The organism is Halomonas sp. KG2 (genome assembly GCA_030440445.1).
GTDB lineage: Bacteria > Pseudomonadota > Gammaproteobacteria > Pseudomonadales > Halomonadaceae > Vreelandella.
On the sequence record CP098528.1, the window covers coordinates 80,285 to 103,329 of the forward strand.

General features: G+C 52.0%; 22 protein-coding genes and 3 rRNA genes. 14 read left to right on the plus strand and 11 right to left on the minus strand.

The annotated features are described in order from the left end of the window. Positions 1-296: 296 nt before the first annotated feature. The 3 genes from NDQ72_00345 (at position 297) to rrf (ending at position 5,276) form a co-directional block, all read left to right on the plus strand. Positions 297-1,831, plus strand: a 16S ribosomal RNA gene (locus NDQ72_00345). A 318-nt stretch (positions 1,832-2,149) separates the two neighbouring features. Next, positions 2,150-5,042 (plus strand): 23S ribosomal RNA (locus tag NDQ72_00350). A gap of 118 nt (positions 5,043-5,160) precedes the next feature. Beyond that, positions 5,161-5,276 (plus strand): 5S ribosomal RNA (rrf, locus tag NDQ72_00355). Together the 16S, 23S and 5S rRNA genes form the textbook arrangement of a ribosomal RNA operon. A gap of 60 nt (positions 5,277-5,336) precedes the next feature. On the opposite strand, the gene NDQ72_00360 is transcribed toward rrf, so the two are convergent. The 4 genes from NDQ72_00360 to flgA all read right to left on the minus strand — a co-directional run bounded on the left by NDQ72_00360 (position 5,337) and on the right by flgA (position 7,728). Beyond that, positions 5,337-6,092 carry an SDR family NAD(P)-dependent oxidoreductase gene (locus NDQ72_00360; protein ID WKD28434.1) on the minus strand — a complete coding sequence of 252 codons (756 nt, stop codon included), beginning with the start codon at positions 6,090-6,092 and terminating at the stop codon, positions 5,337-5,339. 107 nt (positions 6,093-6,199) lie between these two features. Beyond that, a complete protein-coding gene (flgN, locus tag NDQ72_00365) occupies positions 6,200-6,649 on the minus strand; it encodes a flagellar export chaperone FlgN (GenBank protein ID WKD28435.1) in 450 nt (149 codons plus the stop codon). 10 nt (positions 6,650-6,659) lie between these two features. Beyond that, positions 6,660-6,926 carry a flagellar biosynthesis anti-sigma factor FlgM gene (gene flgM / locus NDQ72_00370; GenBank protein WKD28436.1) on the minus strand — a complete coding sequence of 89 codons (267 nt, stop codon included), beginning with the start codon at positions 6,924-6,926 and terminating at the stop codon, positions 6,660-6,662. Between the two features lie 85 nt (positions 6,927-7,011). Further along, positions 7,012-7,728, minus strand: a complete 717-nt coding sequence (gene flgA, locus NDQ72_00375) for a flagellar basal body P-ring formation protein FlgA (GenBank protein ID WKD28437.1) — start codon at positions 7,726-7,728, stop codon at positions 7,012-7,014. A gap of 194 nt (positions 7,729-7,922) precedes the next feature. Here flgA and flgB point away from each other — a divergent pair, with 194 nt between their 5' ends. From flgB to flgL, 11 genes are all read left to right on the plus strand, one after another. Then, positions 7,923-8,354, plus strand: a complete 432-nt coding sequence (flgB, locus tag NDQ72_00380; GenBank protein WKD28438.1) for a flagellar basal body rod protein FlgB — start codon at positions 7,923-7,925, stop codon at positions 8,352-8,354. 24 nt (positions 8,355-8,378) lie between these two features. After that, positions 8,379-8,789, plus strand: coding sequence for a flagellar basal body rod protein FlgC (flgC, locus tag NDQ72_00385; protein WKD28439.1), 411 nt, complete (start codon positions 8,379-8,381; stop codon positions 8,787-8,789). Between the two features lie 2 nt (positions 8,790-8,791). Further along, positions 8,792-9,487 carry a flagellar hook assembly protein FlgD gene (locus NDQ72_00390; protein WKD28440.1) on the plus strand — a complete coding sequence of 232 codons (696 nt, stop codon included), beginning with the start codon at positions 8,792-8,794 and terminating at the stop codon, positions 9,485-9,487. A 75-nt stretch (positions 9,488-9,562) separates the two neighbouring features. Then, positions 9,563-10,906 (plus strand): flagellar hook protein FlgE, encoded by a 1,344-nt coding sequence (locus NDQ72_00395; protein ID WKD28441.1) that lies wholly within the window; start codon positions 9,563-9,565, stop codon positions 10,904-10,906. 42 nt (positions 10,907-10,948) lie between these two features. After that, on the plus strand, positions 10,949-11,707 hold the full coding sequence (locus NDQ72_00400) for a flagellar basal body rod protein FlgF (protein WKD28442.1): 759 nt from the start codon (positions 10,949-10,951) through the stop codon (positions 11,705-11,707). Positions 11,708-11,737: 30 nt separating this feature from the next. After that, complete coding sequence (flgG, locus tag NDQ72_00405; GenBank protein ID WKD28443.1) at positions 11,738-12,520, plus strand: flagellar basal-body rod protein FlgG; 783 nt, start codon at positions 11,738-11,740, stop codon at positions 12,518-12,520. A 51-nt stretch (positions 12,521-12,571) separates the two neighbouring features. After that, positions 12,572-13,261, plus strand: a complete 690-nt coding sequence (locus NDQ72_00410) for a flagellar basal body L-ring protein FlgH (protein ID WKD28444.1) — start codon at positions 12,572-12,574, stop codon at positions 13,259-13,261. Between the two features lie 90 nt (positions 13,262-13,351). Continuing rightward, complete coding sequence (locus NDQ72_00415; GenBank protein ID WKD30320.1) at positions 13,352-14,443, plus strand: flagellar basal body P-ring protein FlgI; 1,092 nt, start codon at positions 13,352-13,354, stop codon at positions 14,441-14,443. After that, positions 14,444-15,499 carry a flagellar assembly peptidoglycan hydrolase FlgJ gene (gene flgJ / locus NDQ72_00420; GenBank protein WKD28445.1) on the plus strand — a complete coding sequence of 352 codons (1,056 nt, stop codon included), beginning with the start codon at positions 14,444-14,446 and terminating at the stop codon, positions 15,497-15,499. 62 nt (positions 15,500-15,561) lie between these two features. Continuing rightward, positions 15,562-17,220, plus strand: a complete 1,659-nt coding sequence (flgK, locus tag NDQ72_00425) for a flagellar hook-associated protein FlgK (protein WKD28446.1) — start codon at positions 15,562-15,564, stop codon at positions 17,218-17,220. A 15-nt stretch (positions 17,221-17,235) separates the two neighbouring features. Beyond that, positions 17,236-18,489 (plus strand): flagellar hook-associated protein FlgL, encoded by a 1,254-nt coding sequence (gene flgL, locus NDQ72_00430; GenBank protein WKD28447.1) that lies wholly within the window; start codon positions 17,236-17,238, stop codon positions 18,487-18,489. 90 nt (positions 18,490-18,579) lie between these two features. Here flgL and fliR read toward each other — a convergent pair whose 3' ends face one another. From fliR to fliL, 7 genes are read right to left on the minus strand one after another with little or no spacing between them, the layout of a single operon-like run. Then, positions 18,580-19,371, minus strand: coding sequence for a flagellar biosynthetic protein FliR (gene fliR / locus NDQ72_00435; GenBank protein WKD28448.1), 792 nt, complete (start codon positions 19,369-19,371; stop codon positions 18,580-18,582). Between the two features lie 4 nt (positions 19,372-19,375). Continuing rightward, positions 19,376-19,645: a flagellar biosynthesis protein FliQ gene (gene fliQ / locus NDQ72_00440; GenBank protein ID WKD28449.1), complete on the minus strand. Its 270-nt coding sequence runs from the start codon at positions 19,643-19,645 to the stop codon at positions 19,376-19,378. A 28-nt stretch (positions 19,646-19,673) separates the two neighbouring features. After that, entirely contained in the window at positions 19,674-20,441 is a 768-nt protein-coding gene (gene fliP / locus NDQ72_00445) for a flagellar type III secretion system pore protein FliP (protein ID WKD28450.1), read from the minus strand. 8 nt (positions 20,442-20,449) lie between these two features. Beyond that, complete coding sequence (fliO, locus tag NDQ72_00450; protein ID WKD28451.1) at positions 20,450-20,902, minus strand: flagellar biosynthetic protein FliO; 453 nt, start codon at positions 20,900-20,902, stop codon at positions 20,450-20,452. Then, positions 20,899-21,417 carry a flagellar motor switch protein FliN gene (gene fliN, locus NDQ72_00455; protein ID WKD28452.1) on the minus strand — a complete coding sequence of 173 codons (519 nt, stop codon included), beginning with the start codon at positions 21,415-21,417 and terminating at the stop codon, positions 20,899-20,901. Before fliN ends, fliO begins: the two co-directional genes overlap by 4 nt. Next, entirely contained in the window at positions 21,414-22,469 is a 1,056-nt protein-coding gene (fliM, locus tag NDQ72_00460; GenBank protein WKD28453.1) for a flagellar motor switch protein FliM, read from the minus strand. The genes fliN and fliM overlap by 4 nt, the downstream gene beginning before the upstream one ends. A gap of 20 nt (positions 22,470-22,489) precedes the next feature. Further along, on the minus strand, positions 22,490-22,966 hold the full coding sequence (gene fliL / locus NDQ72_00465; GenBank protein ID WKD28454.1) for a flagellar basal body-associated protein FliL: 477 nt from the start codon (positions 22,964-22,966) through the stop codon (positions 22,490-22,492). Between the last annotated feature and the right edge of the window lie 79 nt (positions 22,967-23,045).

Consider the following 23,045-nt stretch of genomic DNA (forward strand, 5'->3'; position numbering starts at 1 on the left):
CACTCAAAACAGTGATTGACAAACACCAGGAAATGCGTAGAATACGCCTTCCTCGCTGAGGCAAGCCAGTTCATCGGCTAGCCAGTCACTTCTTCGGAAGTTCAGCAGCGAAAACAGCTCTTTAACAATTTGATCAGGTAATTCATGTGGGCGCTTGCCGATGAGGGTGATAAATCACCAAATATCAAGGCAAGCGGTCATGAGAACGAAAGTTTGAATGAATTCGTTTGAACCTTGAGCCAAGTTTGATGCGCTTTTGTTACCTTCGGGTGACGAGTAAGCATCACAATGATTTTAAACTGAAGAGTTTGATCATGGCTCAGATTGAACGCTGGCGGCAGGCCTAACACATGCAAGTCGAGCGGTAACAGGGGTAGCTTGCTACCCGCTGACGAGCGGCGGACGGGTGAGTAATGCATAGGAATCTGCCCGATAGTGGGGGATAACCTGGGGAAACCCAGGCTAATACCGCATACGTCCTACGGGAGAAAGGGGGCTCCGGCTCCCGCTATTGGATGAGCCTATGTCGGATTAGCTAGTTGGTGAGGTAATGGCTCACCAAGGCAACGATCCGTAGCTGGTCTGAGAGGATGATCAGCCACATCGGGACTGAGACACGGCCCGAACTCCTACGGGAGGCAGCAGTGGGGAATATTGGACAATGGGCGAAAGCCTGATCCAGCCATGCCGCGTGTGTGAAGAAGGCCCTCGGGTTGTAAAGCACTTTCAGCGAGGAAGAACGCCTAGTGGTTAATACCCATTAGGAAAGACATCACTCGCAGAAGAAGCACCGGCTAACTCCGTGCCAGCAGCCGCGGTAATACGGAGGGTGCAAGCGTTAATCGGAATTACTGGGCGTAAAGCGCGCGTAGGTGGCTTGATAAGCCGGTTGTGAAAGCCCCGGGCTCAACCTGGGAACGGCATCCGGAACTGTCAAGCTAGAGTGCAGGAGAGGAAGGTAGAATTCCCGGTGTAGCGGTGAAATGCGTAGAGATCGGGAGGAATACCAGTGGCGAAGGCGGCCTTCTGGACTGACACTGACACTGAGGTGCGAAAGCGTGGGTAGCAAACAGGATTAGATACCCTGGTAGTCCACGCCGTAAACGATGTCGACCAGCCGTTGGGTGCCTAGCGCACTTTGTGGCGAAGTTAACGCGATAAGTCGACCGCCTGGGGAGTACGGCCGCAAGGTTAAAACTCAAATGAATTGACGGGGGCCCGCACAAGCGGTGGAGCATGTGGTTTAATTCGATGCAACGCGAAGAACCTTACCTACTCTTGACATCCTGCGAACTTGTGAGAGATCACTTGGTGCCTTCGGGAACGCAGAGACAGGTGCTGCATGGCTGTCGTCAGCTCGTGTTGTGAAATGTTGGGTTAAGTCCCGTAACGAGCGCAACCCTTGTCCTTATTTGCCAGCGGGTAATGCCGGGAACTCTAAGGAGACTGCCGGTGACAAACCGGAGGAAGGTGGGGACGACGTCAAGTCATCATGGCCCTTACGAGTAGGGCTACACACGTGCTACAATGGCCGGTACAAAGGGTTGCGAGCTCGCGAGAGTCAGCTAATCCCGAAAAGCCGGTCTCAGTCCGGATCGGAGTCTGCAACTCGACTCCGTGAAGTCGGAATCGCTAGTAATCGTGAATCAGAATGTCACGGTGAATACGTTCCCGGGCCTTGTACACACCGCCCGTCACACCATGGGAGTGGACTGCACCAGAAGTGGTTAGCTTAACCTTCGGGAAAGCGATCACCACGGTGTGGTTCATGACTGGGGTGAAGTCGTAACAAGGTAGCCGTAGGGGAACCTGCGGCTGGATCACCTCCTTAAACGATGCATCACTCCTCGCGGTAAGCGCTCACAATGAATTACCTGATCAGAATGCTGTTGATACGCAGTGATAAGCGTTTTCTTCATGTTGAAAGAAGAGAAAAGACCTTTTTTAAGATCTTATTTAAAAGACCTCTCTTTTCCTTTTAATGTGAAAAGCACTCGCTTATCACTGCGCATAGCAGTCGCTCTTTAACAATGTATATCATGCTGACATAAACGTTTTAAAACGTTTATACGTAATTGTTTTGTGATACGTCTCAAGCGTATCCGGCAATCGTTATCATTGCGAGATACCAGACTCCTTCGGGTTATAGGGTCAAGCAATGAAGCGCACACGGTGGATGCCTAGGCAGCCAGAGGCGATGAAAGACGTGGAAGCCTGCGATAAGGCTCGGCGAGGTGGCAAACAACCTGTGACCCGGGCATCTCTGAATGGGGAAACCCACTCATCATAAGATGAGTATCTTGCGCTGAATATATAGGCGTAAGAGGCGAACCAGGGGAACTGAAACATCTAAGTACCCTGAGGAAAAGAAATCAACCGAGATTCCCCTAGTAGCGGCGAGCGAACGGGGACCAGCCCTTAAGCATGTGACTGATTAGGCGAATGCGCTGGGAAGCGCGGCCATAGTGGGTGATAGCCCCGTAGTCGAAAATCTGATCATGTGAAATCGAGTAGGTCGGGGCACGAGAAACCTTGACTGAAGACGGGGGGACCATCCTCCAAGGCTAAATACTCCTGGCTGACCGATAGTGAACCAGTACCGTGAGGGAAAGGCGAAAAGAACCCCGGAGAGGGGAGTGAAATAGATCCTGAAACCGTGTGCGTACAAGCAGTAGGAGCAGACTTGTTCTGTGACTGCGTACCTTTTGTATAATGGGTCAGCGACTTATATTCAGTGGCGAGGTTAACCGTTTAGGGGAGCCGTAGGGAAACCGAGTCTTAACTGGGCGACACAGTCGCTGGATATAGACCCGAAACCGAGCGATCTATCCATGAGCAGGTTGAAGATTGAGTAACATCAATTGGAGGACCGAACCAGGATCTGTTGAAAAAGATTTGGATGACTTGTGGATCGGAGTGAAAGGCTAATCAAGCTCGGAGATAGCTGGTTCTCCTCGAAAGCTATTTAGGTAGCGCCTCACGTATCACCGCCGGGGGTAGAGCACTGTTTCGGCTAGGGGGTCATCCCGACTTACCAACCCGAGGCAAACTCCGAATACCGGTGAGTGCAAGCGTGGGAGACACACGGCGGGTGCTAACGTCCGTCGTGAAAAGGGAAACAACCCAGACCGTCAGCTAAGGTCCCGAAATCCTGGTTAAGTGGGAAACGATGTGGGAAGGCTCAGACAGCTAGGAGGTTGGCTTAGAAGCAGCCATCCTTTAAAGAAAGCGTAATAGCTCACTAGTCGAGTCGGCCTGCGCGGAAGATGTAACGGGGCTAAACCAGGTACCGAAGCTACGGGTTCACACTATGTGTGAGCGGTAGAGGAGCGTCGTGTAAGCCAATGAAGGTGGATTGAGAAGTCTGCTGGAGGTATCACGAGTGCGAATGCTGACATGAGTAACGATAAAGGGAGTGAAAAACTCCCTCGCCGGAAGACCAAGGGTTTCTGTTCGACGCTAATCGGAGCAGAGTGAGTCGGCCCCTAAGGCGAGGCCGAAAGGCGTAGTCGATGGGAAACAGGTCAATATTCCTGTACCGGACATGATTGCGATGGGGGGACGGAGAAGGCTAGGTGAGCCAGGCGTTGGTTGTCCTGGTGAAAGTGAGTAGGCTTGGGTCTTAGGTAAATCCGGGACCCTTTAAGGCCGAGACACGAAACGAACTGACTACGGTCAGGAAGTCATTGATGCCACGCTTCCAGGAAAAGCCTCTAAGCTTCAGATCATGTGCGACCGTACCCCAAACCGACACAGGTGGTCAGGGTGAGAATCCCAAGGCGCTTGAGAGAACTCGGGTGAAGGAACTAGGCAAAATGGTGCCGTAACTTCGGGAGAAGGCACGCCGGCGTAGGGTGACGAGACTTGCTCTCTAAGCCCGAACCGGTCGAAGATACCAGGTGGCTGCAACTGTTTAGTAAAAACACAGCACTCTGCTAACGCGCAAGCGGACGTATAGGGTGTGACGCCTGCCCGGTGCCGGAAGGTTAAATGATGGTGTTAGGATTCGTCCGAAGCTCTTGATTGAAGCCCCGGTAAACGGCGGCCGTAACTATAACGGTCCTAAGGTAGCGAAATTCCTTGTCGGGTAAGTTCCGACCTGCACGAATGGCGTAATGATGGCCACGCTGTCTCCACCCGAGACTCAGTGAAATTGAAATCGCCGTGAAGATGCGGTGTACCCGCGGCTAGACGGAAAGACCCCGTGAACCTTTACTATAGCTTCACACTGGACGCTGATGTTGCCTGTGTAGGATAGCTGGGAGGCTTTGAATCTCGGACGCCAGTTCGAGGGGAGCCAACCTTGAAATACCAGCCTGGCATCATTGGCGTTCTCACTCAGGTCCGTTATCCGGATCGAGGACAGTGTGTGGTGGGTAGTTTGACTGGGGCGGTCTCCTCCCAAAGAGTAACGGAGGAGCACGAAGGTACCCTCAGCACGGTCGGACATCGTGCAGTGAGTGCAAGAGCATAAGGGTGCTTGACTGCGAGACAGACACGTCGAGCAGGTGCGAAAGCAGGTTCTAGTGATCCGGTGGTTCTGTATGGAAGGGCCATCGCTCAACGGATAAAAGGTACTCCGGGGATAACAGGCTGATACCGCCCAAGAGTTCACATCGACGGCGGTGTTTGGCACCTCGATGTCGGCTCATCACATCCTGGGGCTGAAGTCGGTCCCAAGGGTATGGCTGTTCGCCATTTAAAGTGGTACGCGAGCTGGGTTTAGAACGTCGTGAGACAGTTCGGTCCCTATCTGCCGTGGGCGTTGGATGTTTGAGAAGGGCTGCTCCTAGTACGAGAGGACCGGAGTGGACGCACCTCTGGTGTTCCGGTTGTCACGCCAGTGGCATTGCCGGGTAGCTATGTGCGGACGGGATAACCGCTGAAAGCATCTAAGCGGGAAGCCCCCTTCAAGATGAGACATCCCTGAGGCCTAGAGCCTCCTGAAGGGCCCAGCGAGACCAGCTGGTTGATAGGCACGGTGTGGAAGCGCTGCAAGGCGTTGAGCTAACGTGTACTAATGGCCCGTGAGGCTTGACCCTATAACACCCAAGGGGTCTGGTCGCAGTGATAACGAAAACCGGATACGCGCTTCCTGTCGGTGACAGGAGACGAGAGACGCCACAAAACACATCAGCATGATATGCATTACAAGTTACGCCTGACGACCATAGCACGCGTGAACCACCTGATCCCATGCCGAACTCAGAAGTGAAACCGCTTAGCGCCGATGGTAGTGTGGGGTCTCCCCATGCGAGAGTAGGTCATCGTCAGGCACTTATTAAGAAAAAATCCCCCAGGGCTTACGCCTTGGGGGATTTTTTTTTGCCTGGCATTTACCATTCGATAGGCTTGCCAGCCCAATCCCAGAAGCTGCCAGTATCTTCGGGGGTGCGTTTAGACATTACTTCCAATAGCTGTTTAGCGACGAAATCAGGTGTAAATAGCTTTTCGCTGGGAACGCTGGCTTGGAAAGGCTTCGAAAGCGATGTATCGGTGGTGCCAGGGTGTAGGCACAGCACAATAGATTGTTTATTAAGCCGCGTTAGTTCGATGGAAAGTGTCTTCATCAGCATGTTGTGCGCTGCTTTACTAGCCCGATAGCTGTACCAGCCGCCATGCCCGTTATCGCCAATGGATCCAACGCGCGCCGACAAGCTGGCGATGATAGCCGGATGTTTGCCTTGCAGCGATGGCTTAAGTGCGGCAATCAGTAGAGCAGGCGTGGCGGCATTAACATGCATAACATGGGCGAATGATGCTTCATCTAACTGCTCTAGGCGTTTTTCAGGCTGCACATTACGCGAGTCATCATGCAGCGTGCCAATCGCATTGAACAACAGATGTACCGGGCGTCCGTTTAACTGTTGGCGAAGAGCTTCACGCCCTGATTGTGTAGTGATATCGGCGTTTACCGTCTCAACGGATGCGTCTTGAAAAGATGGATCTTGAGAGGCAAGAGGTGAACGACTTACGGCAACGACATTACCCACATGGGTATCGGCAAGCAGCTGCTTAATAATAGCGTTACCTATGCCGCCATTGGCACCGGTGATGACAGCGGTGAAGTTATCTGGAAGATGGGCAAGCATCCGTTCGGCTCCACTTATGAACATTAATATTCACATTGAAGCTGCTTGTACAGTTTTTGTCTATGGCTGTGTGGAAGTGCTGGTCAAGAAGTACTGGGCAAGAAGTGCTAGGCAGACGCGTTAAAGCGGCCTGGTTGGGCATTATTGCGCCCATTTGGTTTGTAGAGGGTTTTTTCAGCAATTTGGCGGATGTAATCCAGCATTTCCTGATTATGCTTCATTCTAAGCGATAGCATTTGCCCGGATAATTCGTTCATGCGTGATACACGCTCGCTTTTTTCGAGCAAGCTTTCCCAGGTAATTAAACATCCTGCATCGTTAGCTGCTTGCTTGGCGCCAAGCGCACCGTCTGCATAGCCAAGCTTTGCCTGCACGTTTCGGCGCAATTGTTCTATGCGTTCCAGCTCAACTAACAGCGCCTGTTTTTTCAGGGCTATAGCAGAGAGCGCATCTCCGTCAATGCTGCCTTTAGTAAGCTGTGCTTGTTCATCTGAGAGCAGCAGCACTAATTCATCAAGGCGTTGTAATTGATCTGAGAGCAGTCGTGAAAGACCCATAATCGTTCGCTTATAAATCTTTTAAATTAGCAATTAAGCCGTCAGCAATGCGATCCGCGCGAATCTCTAGCTTCCCTTCACGAATAGCTTCGCGAATTTCTTCAACTTTTGCCGTATCGATATCGTGTGAGCTATCCGTATGCGTTTGGCTAAGTTGCGTTGCTGAGCGTGTCGCGCTGTCTGCTTCGGCTGGCTTATTGCCCGCTATTTTCTGTGCTTCATCACGCTGCTGCGCCTGATTAGAACGTAGCAACGGATTGATATTATCGATTTTCACGTTGTTTGCCTCATCGTCAACGTTGGTGCGGCATGCGCTGTATTATCTACTATCGGCCTGGGTAGTAAGGACTTTAGGCATTAGATTAAAAATCTATCACCAATGTTCCTTGGCCAATGACGCGTGCGGTGACTAACTCCCGCGTATCAAAGCGCACACGAATACGCTCGCCTTGTGCACCATCAGACAAGGCCTCTCCGTCGCGTGACACTCGGAAACCAGCGCCTTCTGCTATGATAGTGACGCGCTGCCCTCGTTTCACCACTTGAGGCGCTTGAAGATAGTGGGACTGGAAAGTACTGCCGCTTCGAATAGGCCGCTGCGCGACCATACCGATAATGTCGTCTTGGTCGGTAAGTGCTTGGGCGGCTAGATCCCCAAGATTGCCTTCGCGTGATGTCAGCATATCGCTCGTGATGAGCGTGCCCCTATCAATATCCTGCCCAGCCACGGCGTAACTACCAATGATATCAATTTGCGCCTGGATATACCGCACTTGACGACGATTTTCGCCACAGCGCACGCCGACCGAAATGCGCCCGATAGGGGATTGATTAGCATTTGGGAAAAAGGGTTCGGGTTCAATGCACTCAGGTAAATGTGCAGAAGGAGGTGAGATATCAATCATCACTTCCTGGCCAAGCGATTGAGATTCTTGATAGAGGAACTGTTGAACGGTATCCATCAACCGTTGGTTATTGGCATGCGCGTTAAATGAAAAGCCAAGGCTGAGCAGTGATAGGCAAAGTATTTGCTTAATAGTCGCCAGATAGTATCGCGTTGGGCGCAGTGGGTGTGGCATGGGAAAGTCGCTCAATCGAAGGGAGGCAGATGGTAATCATCAACCGTGCAGTGTAGTGCAAAAGTACCCTGTGCATCATATGAAATGCTGGTGTAAACGGCAGCTGTTCCATGCTTTAGGCTGACGATGCGAAGCCTATTATTCATCATCAATAATATCCGTTTTAATTTGCTTCTCAGCGAACGAGGGTTGGCATGATTGACCAGCTTGAATCTGCCTTTAACTATCACCAGCAGGCACTGGGCTTGCGTCAAGCGCGTCACGACGTGCTAGCAGCCAATATTGCCAATGCCGATACGCCTAACTATAAAGCGCGCGATCTCGACTTTGCCAGTGAGCTTAAGAAAGCGGTTGCGGGCAGTCAGTCACAGCAGCAGCAAAATGGCGCGCTGCCGCTCGCACGAACCTCAGAACGTCATCTGCAAGGTGAAGGCCCTGCATGGCGTGGTGTAGGCAGTGCAGAGCTGCTTTATCGCATTCCCGATCAGCCCAGCTTGGATGGCAATACGGTCGATATGGATCGTGAGCGGACACAGTTTGCAGACAATGCTGTTCGTTACCAAGCCGCACTAACCATCATGAATCGCCGAATTCAGGGCCTGAAAAACGCGATGCAGCCGGAATAACCGAGCGGTAGGAGAAAGTAATCTATGTCGATGTTTTCAGCCTTTGATATTGCTAGTTCTGCTATGAGCGCCCAGGCGCAGCGTATGAATGTTACCGCTAGCAATATGGCCAATGCCGACAGCATTGCAGGCCCTGATGGCGAGACCTATCGGGCCAAACAAGTGATATTTGAAACCCAAGCGCACAATAATCGATATGGCGTCGGTGGCGTACGTGTCACCGATGTCGTTGAAGACGACGCTCCGCTACGCCTGGAATATATGCCCAGCCATCCTGCTGCGGATGAAGACGGCTATGTCGCCAAGCCCAATGTTGAACCTGTGCATGAAATGGTCAACATGATCTCGGCGTCGCGTTCCTATCAGGCCAACGTAGAAGTATTCAATACAACGAAGCAGATGATGGTGCAGACGCTATCACTGGGTGAGGGTTAATTATGAGCACAATCGACCCGGCAACACTTTCGGCGATTAATGGCGGCGGCAGTGGTTCCCAGTTAAAGCAGAGCGCATCAGATGAGTTGCGCAGCAGCTTTCTAACGCTACTGATTACTCAGCTACAGAATCAAGATCCGCTGAATCCGATGGAAAATGCGGAAATGACCTCCCAGATTGCACAAATTAATACGGTAAGTGGGATTGAGCAGCTGAACACCACTTTGCAAAGCATTACTAGCCAAATGGATGCCAACCAAGCACTGCAAGCAAGTGGCTTGATTGGCCAAGGCGTGATGGTGCCTGGCAACAAGGTCATGCTAGAGCAAGATAGTGAAGGAAAACCCTATACGACACCCTTTGGTATCGAGCTTGCTAAACCCGCCGACCAGCTTACCGCAGTGATTGTTGGCCAAGGTGGCGAGGTGATCAGGCGCTATAACTTGGGTGCGGTAGAGGCTGGTGTGCAGTCTTTCCAGTGGGACGGTAAAAACGAACAGGGCGAAGCCGCTGCCAGTGGTCGTTATACAGTTCAGCTAGAGGCTAAAGATACTGAGGGTGAAACACTAGATTCAACCGCATTGAACTATGCGGTTGTTAATAGTGTGACTCCTAATGATGGTAGCGGAAATATTCAGCTGGATTTAGGGGCTGTTTACGGACAGGTTCAGTTGAATCAAGTCAAACAGATTCTTTAAGCAACGTGTAAGTAAAACAACATTTTTACAGCAAGAACGTCTTAACTAAAAAGACGTTTTGATGAGGAACGTATTATGTCATTTACAACGGCAGTAGCTGGTCTTAACGCACAATCAGAAAAGTTAAACTCTGCGGGTAACAACATCGCTAACTCGCAAACCGTTGGCTACAAGCGCTCTGACGTGCTGTTCTCTGATGTGTTTGCGGCCTCGCGGGGCATTGGTGTGCAGGTATCAGATGTGCGCCAGAACTTCACCCAGGGCAGTATCGAGAGCACGGGGCGTAACCTGGATTTAGCGATTTCCGGTGAAGGCTTTTACCGCCTAGAGCGCCCAACCGGTGAAGTCGGTTATTCGCGTAACGGTGAGTTCGGCATTACCGCCGCCGGCGATATTGTTAATGCCCAGGGTGACCGTTTAATGGGTTACGGCATGGATCGCGGTGTGGTGGCAGACACACCCGAACAACAGGCCTTCCCTTTCTCAAACGTGTTGGTGGGCGGCGCTCCGCAGGCATTAAATGTGCCCGTTGATGATATTCCGGCTAAAGCGACCACCGAAGTAAATGCGCTATTAAACCTGGATGCCAGGGCAGTAAATGGCCAAGACTTAAATACGCTTGAAGTTAAAGAGAATGATGAAGCAACGGAAGCAGAAGTTGACGTCAACTATCATTTTTCCAATAACTTTACGGCCTATGATTCCTTGGGTAACGCGATAAACGTTGCCACTTATTTTGAAAGGGTCGGTGAGAATAGTAACCAATGGAATGTAGTGGCTGTAACCGACGGGGTATACCGAGGCGCATTCACGTTGGACTTTACCCAAAGCGGTAGATTGCGAACTAATGCGGATGGCGTTGTTACGGGTATTGGGGAGAGTGCTAACCCAGCAGGAGGTGCAGTTGTAACACCAGATGACGACACTGGCGAAACGCGCGTCAGTATTGCTGGCATCCCCGGCGGCGTAGATGCTGAAGATCTTACTTTAGAGTTTAAGTTTGATGGTACTACCCAATTCGCCGCTGATTCACTGCAAAAAGAGCTGAACCAGGATGGCTTCACCTCTGGTGCACTGGCCGGTATTACCGTCACCGAAACAGGCGTTATCCAGCGTAACTTTACCAATGGTGAAACCCGTGCTGCGGGCCAGATTGCGCTAGCCAGCTTCCGTAATGAAGAGGGTCTTCAGCCGCTGGGCAACAACTTGTGGGCGGCGACGAACACCTCTGGTTTGGAAAATCTAGGGGCGCCGGGTACTGGTCGTCTGGGGCAGATCCAAGCAGAAGCGGTAGAAGCGTCTAACGTCGACTTAGCCAGTGAGCTGGTAGATACCATTGTGGCGCAGCGCTCTTACCAGGCTAACTCCAACACCATCAGCACCCAGGACGAGCTCCTGCAGACCATTATTAACCTGTAATCAGCTTTGATAATGACGTGATGCTGCACTAAGGAGTCAGTTGTGGATCGTATGCTATACACCGCCATGAGCGGCGCCAAACACACGATGGACCAGCAGGCAGTGATAAGCAATAACCTGTCGAATGTGTCTACTGCAGGCTTTCGCGCTCAGTTGCAAGCTGCGCGTTCAGTCCCGGTAGAGGGCGCTGGGCTACTCGACACGCGGGTCTCGGCGGTGACGACCACCCCTGGCACCGATTTTTCGCAGGGCCCTACTGAACGCACGGGTCGAACCCTCGATATCGCTATGCAGGATGATGCCTGGATGGCGGTGCTAGGCGAGGACGGCACTGAGGCGTACACCCGGCGAGGCGATCTGCAGCTGGACAGTGATGGCGTACTGCTTAGTGTTGGGCGTCCGGTAATGGGGGAAGGTGGCCCCATTGCCTTGCCGCAAGGTGCGCAAGTATCCATTGGTGCGGACGGCACTATCAGCGCTATTCCCCAAGGTGAGGGGCCGGCAGCACTGGTCGATGTCGGCCGCATCAAGCTTGTCACGCCCGATGAGCAGGCATTAACGCGCGGTGAAGACGGGCTGTTTCGTGGTCCATTGAATGAGGAAGGCGTTGCCGCTGTGCTTCCAGGTGATGAGGATGCCCGAATTGTCAGTGGTGCCCTAGAGGGCAGTAACGTCAGCGCTGTAGATGCCATGGTGTCTATGATTGATGTTGCCCGCCGTTACGACATGCAAATGAAAATGCTCAGCACGGCGGATGAGAACGCTCAGCGTGCTAACAGCATTTTATCTATTCAGGGCTGATAGCAGCCTCTCAGCCAAGGGAACACGCTTATGATTAAGTCCTTGTGGACAGCCAAAACGGGACTGGAGTCTCAGCAAACCAAGCTAGACGTTATTTCCAATAACCTAGCGAACGTAAGCACAAACGGGTTTAAACGTTCCCGCCCTGTGTTTGAAGATCTGCTCTATCAAAATATGCGCCAGCCCGGTGCGCAAAATAATATTCAGGATCGCCTGCCTTCTGGTATGCAAATAGGTACCGGTGTGCGTGCGGTAGCGACTGAGCGTCTGCATACCCAAGGTGGCCTCGAAGAAACCAGTAACTCCCGCGATCTGGCGATCAATGGAGAAGGCTTTTTTCAAGTGTTACTGCCTGATGGCACCGTTGGCTACACCCGCGACGGCAGTTTTCAGCTCAATGAAAATGGCCAAATGGTGACCGCTAATGGTTATCCATTAGAGCCGGCTATTTTTGTTCCTGCTAACGCCTTGTCGGTCACGATTGGTGAAGATGGTACGGTCAGTGTGCGCCAACCTGGTATCGCCCAAGATGCTGATATTGGCCAGATCAACGTAGCGTCGTTTATTAATCCAGCAGGCCTGGAGAGCGTTGGCGGTAACTTGTACTTGGAAACAGGTGCTTCTGGTGCGCCCAACCAAAATGTTCCCGGTAATAATGGTGCAGGCAGGTTATTCCAAGGCTATGTAGAAACCTCAAACGTGAATGTGGTTGAGGAGATGGTCAATATGATCCAAACCCAACGCGCCTACGAAATTAATAGTAAGGCGGTATCGACCAGCGACGAAATGTTAGCGCGCTTGAGCCAGCTCTAACGGTATTGATGAATAGGGCTTACTAAACAGGGCTTACTAACAGGTCGCATTATGTTGGATTTACACGCTGCTTCACGTCGTTTTTTGTTAGTTGGCCTTGCGCTGTTTATTTTATTTGCGGCGGGTTGCGCGCAAATTCCGCGGGCCTCGGTGGTCGGTGAACAAGAGCAGATTAACATTGTGGATCGGCCGCCGCCGATCGCTAATGGCTCCATTTATCAAGCGCGCCGTGGTTATCAGCCGCTGTTTGAAGATCGCCGTCCGCGTTCTATTGGCGATATTTTGACCATTGTGCTCGATGAAGAGGTGAGTGCTAGCAAAAATGCCCGATCCAATGCAGATCGTTCGGGGAGTGCCAGCCTAGAGCTTGCGCAGCTGCCTGACGTGCTGGATACATTGGCCGAGTATGGTTTCGATGTGTCGGGGGAGAGTGACTTTGCGGGTGGCGGCGGCTCCCAGGCCAATAATACCTTCACGGGTACCATCACCGTATCGGTATTAGAAGTGATGAATAACGGCAACTTGCGGGTACGCGGCGAAAAGCAGATCGCGATTAACCAGGGAACAGAATTCATTCGTTTTTCTGGGGTGGTTAACCCACGCACAATTACTGCGCAAAACACCGTGCCTTCAACCCAAGTGGCAGATGCAAGAATTGAGTATGTCGGCGATGGCTATATCAATGAAGCGCAGCACATGGGCTGGTTACAGCGCTTTTTCTTAAATGTATCGCCGTTTTAAGCCAGTTACTCGGCCCGCTAACAGAGACCTATCATGGCTATGCAGTTAAACCGTTATCGTGGTGTTAAGCACTGGCTACGTTGTGTCGCTATGTTGACGGCACTCTTTGCCGTTAGTTGTGTATTGGCGATGCCAGCCGCAGCGGAACGGGTGCGTGAACTATCAAGCTTTGCCGGGGTGCGCGATAACCAGTTGGTTGGCTACGGTTTGGTCGTGGGGCTGGATAGTACCGGCGACCAGACCACCCAGGCGCCGTTTACCAGCCAAAGCTTGACGAACATGCTTTCTCAGTTAGGCGTTACGGTGCCGGCTGGTACTAACTTACAGCTGCGCAACGTTGCTGCGGTCATGGTCACCGCTGACTTACCACCGTTCTCACGCCCAGGTCAGCGCTTGGATATCGTGGTGTCTTCGATTGCTAATGCCCGCAGCTTACGCGGTGGAACGCTGTTAATGACCCCACTGAAAGGTGCCGATGGTGATACCTATGCCATTGCCCAGGGCAATATGCTAGTGGGTGGCGCAGGTGCTCAATCAGGTGGCAGCAGTGTTCAGATCAATCAACAAGCATCCGGGCGCATTCCTAATGGGGCGTTGGTTGAGCGGGAAGTGCCGCTAAATCTTGGCGGTAACGGCGGACGCTTAGAGCTACAGCTTAATGAGTCAGATTTCGGCACGGTACAACGCATGGTAACGGCCATTAATAACGAATTTGGCCAGTCGGTAGCGTATGCGCGCAATGGGCGGGTGATCGCACTTGATGGCCCGATGGATGAAAACGCCCAGGTTAACTTTATGGCACGTGTAGAAAATGTGCAGGTGACACCCATGGAAGCGCCCGCGCGGGTCGTACTCAATGCGCGGACGGGGTCCGTCGTCATGAATAGCGCTGTCACTCTACGCCAAGCAGCCGTTGCCCACGGCAACCTCTCTATCATGATTGATACCCAATTTGGGGTTAGCCAGCCAGCCCCCTTTGGTGAAGGCGAAACGGTGGTTGTGCCCAATACGGATATTGAAATTGAGCAGCAGGAAGCGTTTCTGCAAATCGTAGAAGGTGCCCAATTGAATGAAGTGGTCAATGCACTCAATGCATTGGGAGCCACTCCCCAAGACTTAATGTCGATTCTTGAAGCGTTGAAGGCTTCTGGATCGCTTCGCGCAGAGCTTGAGGTTATTTAAATGAGCATTGGCGATATGACCAGCCAATTCGCGCTGGACATGAACGGCTTTCAGCGCCTGCAGCACAACGCCCGAGTGGATCCTGATGCCGGTGTACACGGCGCTGCCCAGCAGTTTGAAGCCCTGTTTGTGCAGATGATGATGAAAAGCATGCGTGATGCTACCCCTTCTTCTGGTCTGTTGAGCAGTTCGACAACGGATACTTACCAGCAGATGCTGGATCAGCAGTGGTCGCAAGTGATCTCGTCTAAAGGCATGGGATTGGCGGATATGTTGGTGGAACAGCTGCAGCGCCAAGGGGCGGTCAATCATAAGTCAGATAGCGCTGACCAAGAACTGCAAGCGCTGATCGCGGGTATACCGCGCGGCACCCCGAGGGTGTTGGATGAGCCACTGCAGCCGAATCGCGGTGGTTATGCGCCCGCATCGGGTAGTGGGCGGTTCTTAGCTGAACTAGACGCGATTAGCCAACCGTCAGCCGCTGAGACAAGCAATACCAGCACGGCGTCGACCGTTACCTCATCAGCCACTTCCGCCGCGGCACCTGCCGGTTTCGGCCATGCACCCGATCACGTTCAGCGCTTCTTAACGACGTTAGCGGCCCCTGCCCAGGCAGCTAGTGATGCCACCGGTGTGCCAGCTGAGCTTATTTTGGCACAAGCAGCGTTAGAAACAGGCTGGGGACGCCATGAAATTGCCACGCAACACGGCGGCAATAGCCACAACTTGTTTGGTATTAAGGCGGGCAGTCACTGGCAGGGTAAGACGACCGATATCGTCACCCATGAGTATATTGATGGCCGTCGAACCCAGATCGTGGACTCTTTCCGCGTCTATGACTCGTTTGAGCATGCGTTTACCGACTATGCCAATTTGATCGGCAACAATCCGCGCTACGCGGGCGTAGTGCAGGCCGCTGACGCGCATCAAGCCGCTCATGAACTACAGCGGGGCGGTTATGCGACGGACCCTCACTATGCCAATAAACTCGTCGCCGTCATGAATACCATGGGGCCGATAGCGACGGGGCGCGAGTTCCTCGCAGATTCCCGCTAACGTGTGATTCAAGTTTTGCTGCGCACTGCCGATAGACAACTTATCGGCCTAAGGAATTGACCATGAGCATGTTTTCAATCGGCTTAAGCGGCCTTAATGTGGCGCAGAATGCCCTCAATACCACCAGCAACAATATTAGTAACGTTTATACGCCTGGGTATAATCGTGAGCTGGCTCAGCTTGGCCAAGGGGCTGTAGGCGGTGGCGTTAAGATCAACGGTATCGAGCGCCAGTTTAATACGTATGTCTCGAGCCAGCTTAACAGCGCCAAGACCCAATCAAGCGCACTGGCGACTTATCACAACCAAATCACCCAAATTGATAACTTGCTTGCGGATCGAGAAGCGGGCTTATCGCCATTAATGCAGTCGTTTTTCTCCTCTTTGGAAGATTTGGCCAGTGCGCCAGCAGATCCTGCTGCACGCCAAGGCGTTGTTGGCTCGGCCAATACCCTCAGCGCTCAATTCCGCTCCTTTGATGGTTATCTGCAAGACATGCAGAGCAACATCAATAGTCAAATCAAAGATGAAGTTTTTCAGATAAATAACACGACCGAGCAAATTGCCGGTCTGAATCGCGAAATTGCGCTTGCCCGTGCGCGTAGCGGTGAAGCACCGAATAGCCTGTTGAACCAGCGCGATCATTTGGTTTCTGAGCTCAATGAGCGCATGGATATGCGCTTAAATATCCAGGATGGGAAAAGCTATAACCTCAGTTTGCCGAATGGTCAGCCGTTAGTGACGGGTACCAGCGCGTTTAAGCTTGAAACTGTGCAATCAGAAGCTGATCCACAGCGTACAGTGGTGGCTTATCGTGATGGTGAAGGTGGCGTAACTCAGTTAGAAGAGTCAGCGATTAAAGGCGGCGCGCTGGGTGGTCTGATGACATTCCGTTCAGAAACGCTGGATAAAACTCAGAACCAAATTGGCCAACTGGCGGTTTCTCTATCATTGGCGTTTAACGAGCAGCACAAGCAGGGTGTCGACCTGGATGGTGAGCAAGGTGGCGATTTTTTTGCCGTGTACTCGCCCCAAGCGTTTAGTCATGCGAATAACAGCGGCACCGCCGTCGTTGAATCTGCCGAATTTGATAGTGACACGATTGATCAGCTTCGCGCGACGGACTACACCGTTCGCTTTGAAGATGGAGCTCCCACCGTTACGCGTAACGATAACGGAGCAACAGTAGACGATATTGACTGGAACGCGGGAACCGGTGCGCTGACGTTTGGTGGTGTAGCGCTCACGATTAGCGGCACGCCTAACGATGGTGACCGTTTTGAAGTGCAGCCGGTGCGGCGTGGCGCAAGCGATATGGATGTCACCATCAATGAGCTAGACCGTATCGCCGCTGGCAAGCCAGCCAATCCTGAAGACGACCCCACCGACTGGGTAGCGACTGGCGCGGGCGATAACCGCAATGCCTTAGCGTTACAGGACTTACAACAAAAAGCCATCGTGGGTGGTAGCGCATCGGTGAGTGGCGCGTATGGTGTCATTGTTAGCGATGTGGGCAACCGTGCCAATATTGTCCAGGTGAATTTAGATGCTCGACAAGGGTTAACCGATCAACTGGAAGCGGTTCAGCAATCAGAGTCGGGTGTTAATCTTGATGAAGAAGCGGCTAACCTGATTCGCTATCAGCGATATTACCAAGCGAATGCGCGCGTGATTGATACCGCAGGTGCCATTCTGGATACCATCTTGAATCTACGGAACTAATAAGGAGCTTAGGCGATGCGTATTAGTACGGTCACTATGTTTGAGCAGAGCACGGCTTCTATTAACCGGCAGCAAAGCGATTTCTTGAAAGTTAGCCAGCAAATTGCCAGTGGCCGTCGCGTGGTTAATCCTTCCGATGATCCGCAGGCAGCATCACGTGCTGTCGGCGTTGATCAATCCAGAGCGATGAATCAGCAGTTTGCAGACGCTCGGGTTTCGGCACGCAATTCACTGTCGCAAACTGAGAGCATTCTTAACAGTGTCAGTGATGCAGTGACTAGTGCTAAAACGCTGCTGATTCAAGCCTCTAGCGATACGCTGAGCGATGTGGACCGTGAGTCCATTGCCAGCGAGCTAAAAGGCATTTATGAAACGATGCTGGGGCAGGCGAATGCCACTGATGGCAATGGTCGCTACTTATTCGGCGGCTATAAAGATAATGCTCCGCCGTTTGTTAAATCGGCAGACGGCAACGTGGAATATAACGGTGATAACAGTTCACGCCAGCAGCGTGTCGATTCTTCGCGTTTGATGCCGGTTGCTGAAAATGGTGCCACGATTTTTCAGGGCGTCCCTAGCGGTGCTGGCTATATCGCTGAAGCCAGTACAGAAAACCGCGGGGGTGTTACCTTCAAGGGGCCTCAACTGACCGATGTTAACGCTCCAGGCTATGGCGACAGCTACCGTGTCGTGTTCAGTGAAGATGCAGCTCTAGATAGCGGCATCAGCTATCAAGTGCAACGTTTTAGCGACGGCGCCTGGCAGGAAGACGCTGCTGATTTGGTGGCCAGTGGCGAATATGTTGGCGACGGCCAGCAGCTTAGTTTTGCTGGGATTAATGTCACACTTACCGGCAGCGCCGAGCCCGATGATGAAATCCTAATTGCCCAGGCGGGCAGCGAGCAGCGTGGTGCGGATCTGTTTCGCACCATGGAAGCAGCAATTAGCGTACTAGACACGCCAGCCCAAAGCACCGCGGAAAAGGCTGCGTTACGCAATACGCTTAATACGTCGATGCGTGATCTTGATAATGCGCTCGATAACGTGCTTTCCGTTCGTGCTTCTGCGGGTGCTCGGCTGAATGAGCTGGAAGTGATTGATGCGGTAGGCAGCAACCGAAAGCTTAACTATGAGCAAACCCTGTCTGACTTGGTCGATTTGAATTACGTCGAAGCGATTTCTGAATATAGCTTGCGCCAAGTGGGTCTTCAGGCTGCTCAGAAAGCATTCGTCGATATTAAAGGCATGTCGTTGTTCGACTATATGTAAAACGGCCACGCTTTAGTCATGCATGACGTCGCATTAAAAAAAGGCCCCAACCGCTAGCGGTTGGGGCCTTTTGCAGGTGCGCTTTGAACACTAGCCTAACGGCGCCATGGTCTCGATCAAGCTCTGCATAAAGGCCAGCCCCTGGCTAAAGAGCTGCTGTAAAAAGCGGCCGATATCTGTCATTAATACCATCAGCAGGATAAGCCCAACGGTTAATGAGGTTGGAAAACCGATATTGAATACCGTTAGCTGCGGCGCTGAGCGGTTGAGAATGCCGAGCGCTAAGTTAATGATCAACAGTGAACCGACCAGCGGTAGCGCAAGCAGCATTCCGGAAGCAAAAATAGTTCCTGCATAGCGCGCCAGCAGCTCAAACGCATTTGGGTTTAAGGCACCAATGCCGATGGGTAGTGTTTCAAAGCTCATGATCAACGTTTCTAACACCATCAGGTGGCCATTCATGGCAAGAAACATCAACAGCGTAATCATATAAAGAATACGTGATAGCACCATGATATTGGTGCCGCTCGACATATCGAAAAAGCTGGCAAACGCCAAGCCCATCTGCAAGCCGATAAACTCACCAGCTGCCTGCACCACGGCGAAAACAATATGCATGACTAAGCCAATCGCAACGCCTATCAGCAGTTGCTCAACCAGGATACCTACGCTTGCCCACGACATGATGGGCACATCAGGCATGGCAGGCAATATCGGGGCAATCACAATGGCAATGATAGCCGCCAGCGCCACCTTGGCTTGATTCGGAACGCTGGAGTGGCCCCAGAGAGGCGAGGCCGCCATAAAGGCAGTAATACGTGCAAATGGCCAAAAGAAAGCCACTAACCACGCCTGGAGCTGGGCAAACGTCACCTCCACCATGGCGTTACATCACCATACTGGGAATATTGGTGAAGAGGCGATGCGTGAAGTCGGTGATCAAACCAATTAGCCAGGGGCCAGCAAGTACCAAGACGGCAAAGACGGCTAATATTTTGGGAATGAAGGTCAGCGTCATTTCATTAATTTGGGTCGCTGCCTGGAACAAGCTAATGATAAGGCCGGTGAAAAGGGCGGCCAGCAGCATAGGGCCTGCAAGAAAAAGCGTTACCCGCATGCCTTGGTAAGCAATGCTCATCACCATTTCCGGGGTCATGGATACTCCTGGTCGCTGAACGCGACGCTCAAATCATGTAAAAGCTTTCTGCTAGCGAGCCAATAATCAACTGCCAGCCATCGACCAATACAAACAGCATGAGCTTAAAGGGCAGTGAAATCGTGATCGGTGGCACCATCATCATGCCGAGCGCCATCAATGTACTTGCAACCACTAAGTCGATAATCAGAAAAGGAATAAAAATAGTAAAGCCAATCTGAAACGCAGTTTTAAGCTCACTGGTGACATAGGCAGGCAGTAAGACCCGCATAGGCAGCTCTTCGGGGCCTTGCATTGGGCCTACATCCGCTAGGCGAACAAATAGTGCTAAATCAGGCTCGCGGGTTTGGGCAAGCATGAATTCACGAAACGGTTGCTGAGCCCGCAATAAGAACTCTTCAAAATTGATCGTTTCATTAGTGAGCGGCATCCAAGCGGTGTCGTACACTTGGTTTAAGACAGGCGACATAATAAAAAACGTCAAGAAAAGCGCGATACCTAATAAAACCTGGTTCGGTGGGGTTGCCTGGGTACCCATGGCTGTTCTGAGCAAGCTAAGTACAATAATGATGCGCGTAAAACTGGTCATCATGAGTAGCATGGCTGGCAGAAAAGCCAGAGAGCTTAAAAATAGCAGCGTCTGTAACGATAGCGACCACTGCTGACCACCATTATCCAAAGGCTGAGAAACCAGCCCAGGAAGCTGCTGCGCATGAGCAGGTAGAACAAATAAGCAGCAGGCGATCGTGGCAAGTATTAGCCACCGACGCCGCCCATAAGGCCAAGCGAAGTGCATCTCGAATCTCATGGTGTGTGGTTTGAATCGGAGGCGGTAGGGGGCTCGGCATCGCGTTTGCCCCGGCTGGTGGCGAGTGCCTGGGCTAAACGCTGAGAAAACCGCGAAGGCACCTCGGCGGGCGACGAAGTAGCGCGATCCGCTGGCGCAGGGCGTTCATGCAGTTTGGTTATCCGCCCATTGCTAACGCCGACGACCAGCCAAGTATCCTCTATCTCAACCACGACAATACGCTCGCGATTGCCTACCGCGGTGTTGCCCACAATTTTTAAGTGGGCACCATGATGATGACGGGCGGTTTGCCAGCGTTTGAGTACCGCTGTGCAGAGCAGAATAATGGCAATGACCAGAGCGAGTGCCGCTGCTGTTTTGCCGAGTGCTGCCATGCCTATTAAGGCATCACCGCTGCCGCTTATGGCATCAAGTGAGGAGCTTGATGAAGAGGAGGAAGCGACGCTCATCGGTTGAGTTTATGAATGCGCTCAGAGGGGGTAATAATCTCTGTGATGCGAATGCCGTATTTATCATCCACCACAACCACTTCCCCTTGAGCGATTAAATAGCCATTGATCAAAATATCCATGGGCTCGCCAGCGAGACCTTCCAACTCAATCACCGACCCCTGGGCAAGTTCAAGTAGTTGCTTGATGGTCAGCTTGGTACGGCCTAACTCCACCGTCAGCTTGACCGGGATATCCATGATCATTTCCAAATCGCGAGACTCGGCATGGCCACTTTCAGCACTTAGCGGGCGAAATACTTCATCGCTCGCTGGTTTAGCAACAGGCGCTTCTGGCTCAGACTCGCTACTTGAGGCATCTGCTTCCTCAGCGGCTTCTTGCTCGGCCATGGCCGCTGCCCATGGGTCTTCCTCACCTGCGGCATCGGCACTTGAACTGGGTTCTTCTTGCTCAGACATGGCGTCCGCCCAATCATCATCAGAGACCTTTTGATCGGGTTTGTTTGGATCAGTCATGCTTTGGGTTCCTTGGCTTTCTGTCGCGTTGAACCTTTAATAAAGTCCTTGGACGATAGGTTATTCATTGCGGCATGGTCGATCATACGTAGCACGCGTAATGCGCGTTGCTGCTGTTGGCTCCCGTACTCGCACTCCATCACCGGGACACCGTCGACACGAGCGGTGATCGTATTGGGAATATCCATGGGCAATACATCGCCCTTTTTAAGCCCCATTACGTGGGCAATGCGGCTGGGTATTTGGGCAAATTCAGCGACTAACTCAACTTCTGACTGGCGAAGTTCGTTCGCCATGCGCCGTGACCATGTGCCATCGTGGTCATGGTTGCTGTCATTAATCGGGTTGGCGAGCAAATCCCTAAGCGGTTCAATCATGGCGTAGGGCATGCAAATCTGGAAGTTGCTCGACAGGTTGCCCACTTCAATATTGAACTTGGTGTTCACCACAATCTCGTTGGGCGAGTTGGTGATGTTGGCAAACTTGGATTGCACTTCGGAGCGTAAAAAAAACACTTCTAACGGATAAACAACCTTCCACGCCTCTTGGTAGGCATCAATGGCCAAGTTGAGCAGGCGTTGGATAATACGCTGCTCGGTATTGGTGAATTCACGGCCATCCGATTTCGTCACGAAACGACCATCGCCACCAAACAGATTATCCACCACCATAAACACCAGGTTAGGTGGAAAGACCACCAGGGCCGATCCGCGCAGCGGCTTCATTGATACAAGGTTCAAGTTAGTGGGTACCGGAACATTGCGCGAAAAGTCGCTAAAGCTTTGGTAACGCACCGACTCAACGGTGATATCGGCACTGCGCCGTATCAAGTTGAATAGACCATTGCGGAAGTAGCGTGCAAAACGCTCATTAATAAAGTCTAACGCGTGCAATCGCTCACGAATCACTCGATGCTGTGTCGCGGGATCGTAGGGGCGAACGCGCACTTCCTCTTGTGTGGACGATGACGGAGCAGCAGGCTCATCATCTCCACTGACACCCTTTAGTAAGGCGTCAATTTCTTCCTGGGACAGTAGATCGTCCTGTGACATGAACGGCTCCAGTTCCCGGGTTATTGCACAATGAATTCGGTAAACAGCACTTCCCGTAAGTCGAGGGGAGGCTGGTTTTCGGTAAGCGGGACGCTCAAGCGGTTGATGATTGCTTGGGCCAGCGCTTCTTTCCCCTCGGTGGAGGTTAATTCATTGGCCTGTTTGCCTGATAATAAAATAAGCAAGCGGCTACGCACCTGGGGCATGTGTTCTTCAATAATCGCCTTGCTTTGCTCGTCGCCAACCCGCAGCGTAATGCCGGTATAAAGCAAACGGGAGCCATAACGATCATCTGCCAGATTGACAGTAAATGGATCAATACGTGTGAAAACAGGCGCTACATGCTCAATTTTTTGCTGTGCTTCGTCGTTTTCAGCATTGCCGCCGCGCTGGTCCAGCACTAAATAAATAGCTGCCGCTGCACCCGCTGACGAAAGCAGTACCAATACAATCATTATCCAAAGCAGTTTTTTAGACCCGCCGCTTGCTTCTGCCATTTGCTGTTCCCATAAATTTCACCCGTAACACTAGTTAAGCATTATGCCTAACGCTGTTACAGGTGATGAAATGAACAAG

Excerpts from the sequence above, each read along its gene's own strand:
- fliM (WKD28453.1), bottom strand. The coding sequence starts at position 22,469 with ATGTCACAGGACGATCTACTGTCCCAGGAAGAAATTGACGCCTTACTA.
- flgA (WKD28437.1), bottom strand. The coding sequence starts at position 7,728 with ATGCCACACCCACTGCGCCCAACGCGATACTATCTGGCGACTATTAAG.
- flgL (WKD28447.1), top strand. The coding sequence starts at position 17,236 with ATGCGTATTAGTACGGTCACTATGTTTGAGCAGAGCACGGCTTCTATT.
- flgB (WKD28438.1), top strand. The coding sequence starts at position 7,923 with ATGATTGACCAGCTTGAATCTGCCTTTAACTATCACCAGCAGGCACTG.
- NDQ72_00395 (WKD28441.1), top strand. The coding sequence starts at position 9,563 with ATGTCATTTACAACGGCAGTAGCTGGTCTTAACGCACAATCAGAAAAG.
- NDQ72_00360 (WKD28434.1), bottom strand. The coding sequence starts at position 6,092 with ATGCTTGCCCATCTTCCAGATAACTTCACCGCTGTCATCACCGGTGCC.
- NDQ72_00415 (WKD30320.1), top strand. The coding sequence starts at position 13,352 with ATGTTGACGGCACTCTTTGCCGTTAGTTGTGTATTGGCGATGCCAGCC.
- fliL (WKD28454.1), bottom strand. The coding sequence starts at position 22,966 with ATGGCAGAAGCAAGCGGCGGGTCTAAAAAACTGCTTTGGATAATGATT.
- fliO (WKD28451.1), bottom strand. The coding sequence starts at position 20,902 with ATGAGCGTCGCTTCCTCCTCTTCATCAAGCTCCTCACTTGATGCCATA.
- flgN (WKD28435.1), bottom strand. The coding sequence starts at position 6,649 with ATGGGTCTTTCACGACTGCTCTCAGATCAATTACAACGCCTTGATGAA.
- NDQ72_00410 (WKD28444.1), top strand. The coding sequence starts at position 12,572 with ATGTTGGATTTACACGCTGCTTCACGTCGTTTTTTGTTAGTTGGCCTT.
- fliQ (WKD28449.1), bottom strand. The coding sequence starts at position 19,645 with ATGACCCCGGAAATGGTGATGAGCATTGCTTACCAAGGCATGCGGGTA.
- fliP (WKD28450.1), bottom strand. The coding sequence starts at position 20,441 with ATGCACTTCGCTTGGCCTTATGGGCGGCGTCGGTGGCTAATACTTGCC.
- flgJ (WKD28445.1), top strand. The coding sequence starts at position 14,444 with ATGAGCATTGGCGATATGACCAGCCAATTCGCGCTGGACATGAACGGC.
- flgC (WKD28439.1), top strand. The coding sequence starts at position 8,379 with ATGTCGATGTTTTCAGCCTTTGATATTGCTAGTTCTGCTATGAGCGCC.
- fliR (WKD28448.1), bottom strand. The coding sequence starts at position 19,371 with ATGGTGGAGGTGACGTTTGCCCAGCTCCAGGCGTGGTTAGTGGCTTTC.
- fliN (WKD28452.1), bottom strand. The coding sequence starts at position 21,417 with ATGACTGATCCAAACAAACCCGATCAAAAGGTCTCTGATGATGATTGG.
- flgG (WKD28443.1), top strand. The coding sequence starts at position 11,738 with ATGATTAAGTCCTTGTGGACAGCCAAAACGGGACTGGAGTCTCAGCAA.
- flgK (WKD28446.1), top strand. The coding sequence starts at position 15,562 with ATGAGCATGTTTTCAATCGGCTTAAGCGGCCTTAATGTGGCGCAGAAT.
- NDQ72_00390 (WKD28440.1), top strand. The coding sequence starts at position 8,792 with ATGAGCACAATCGACCCGGCAACACTTTCGGCGATTAATGGCGGCGGC.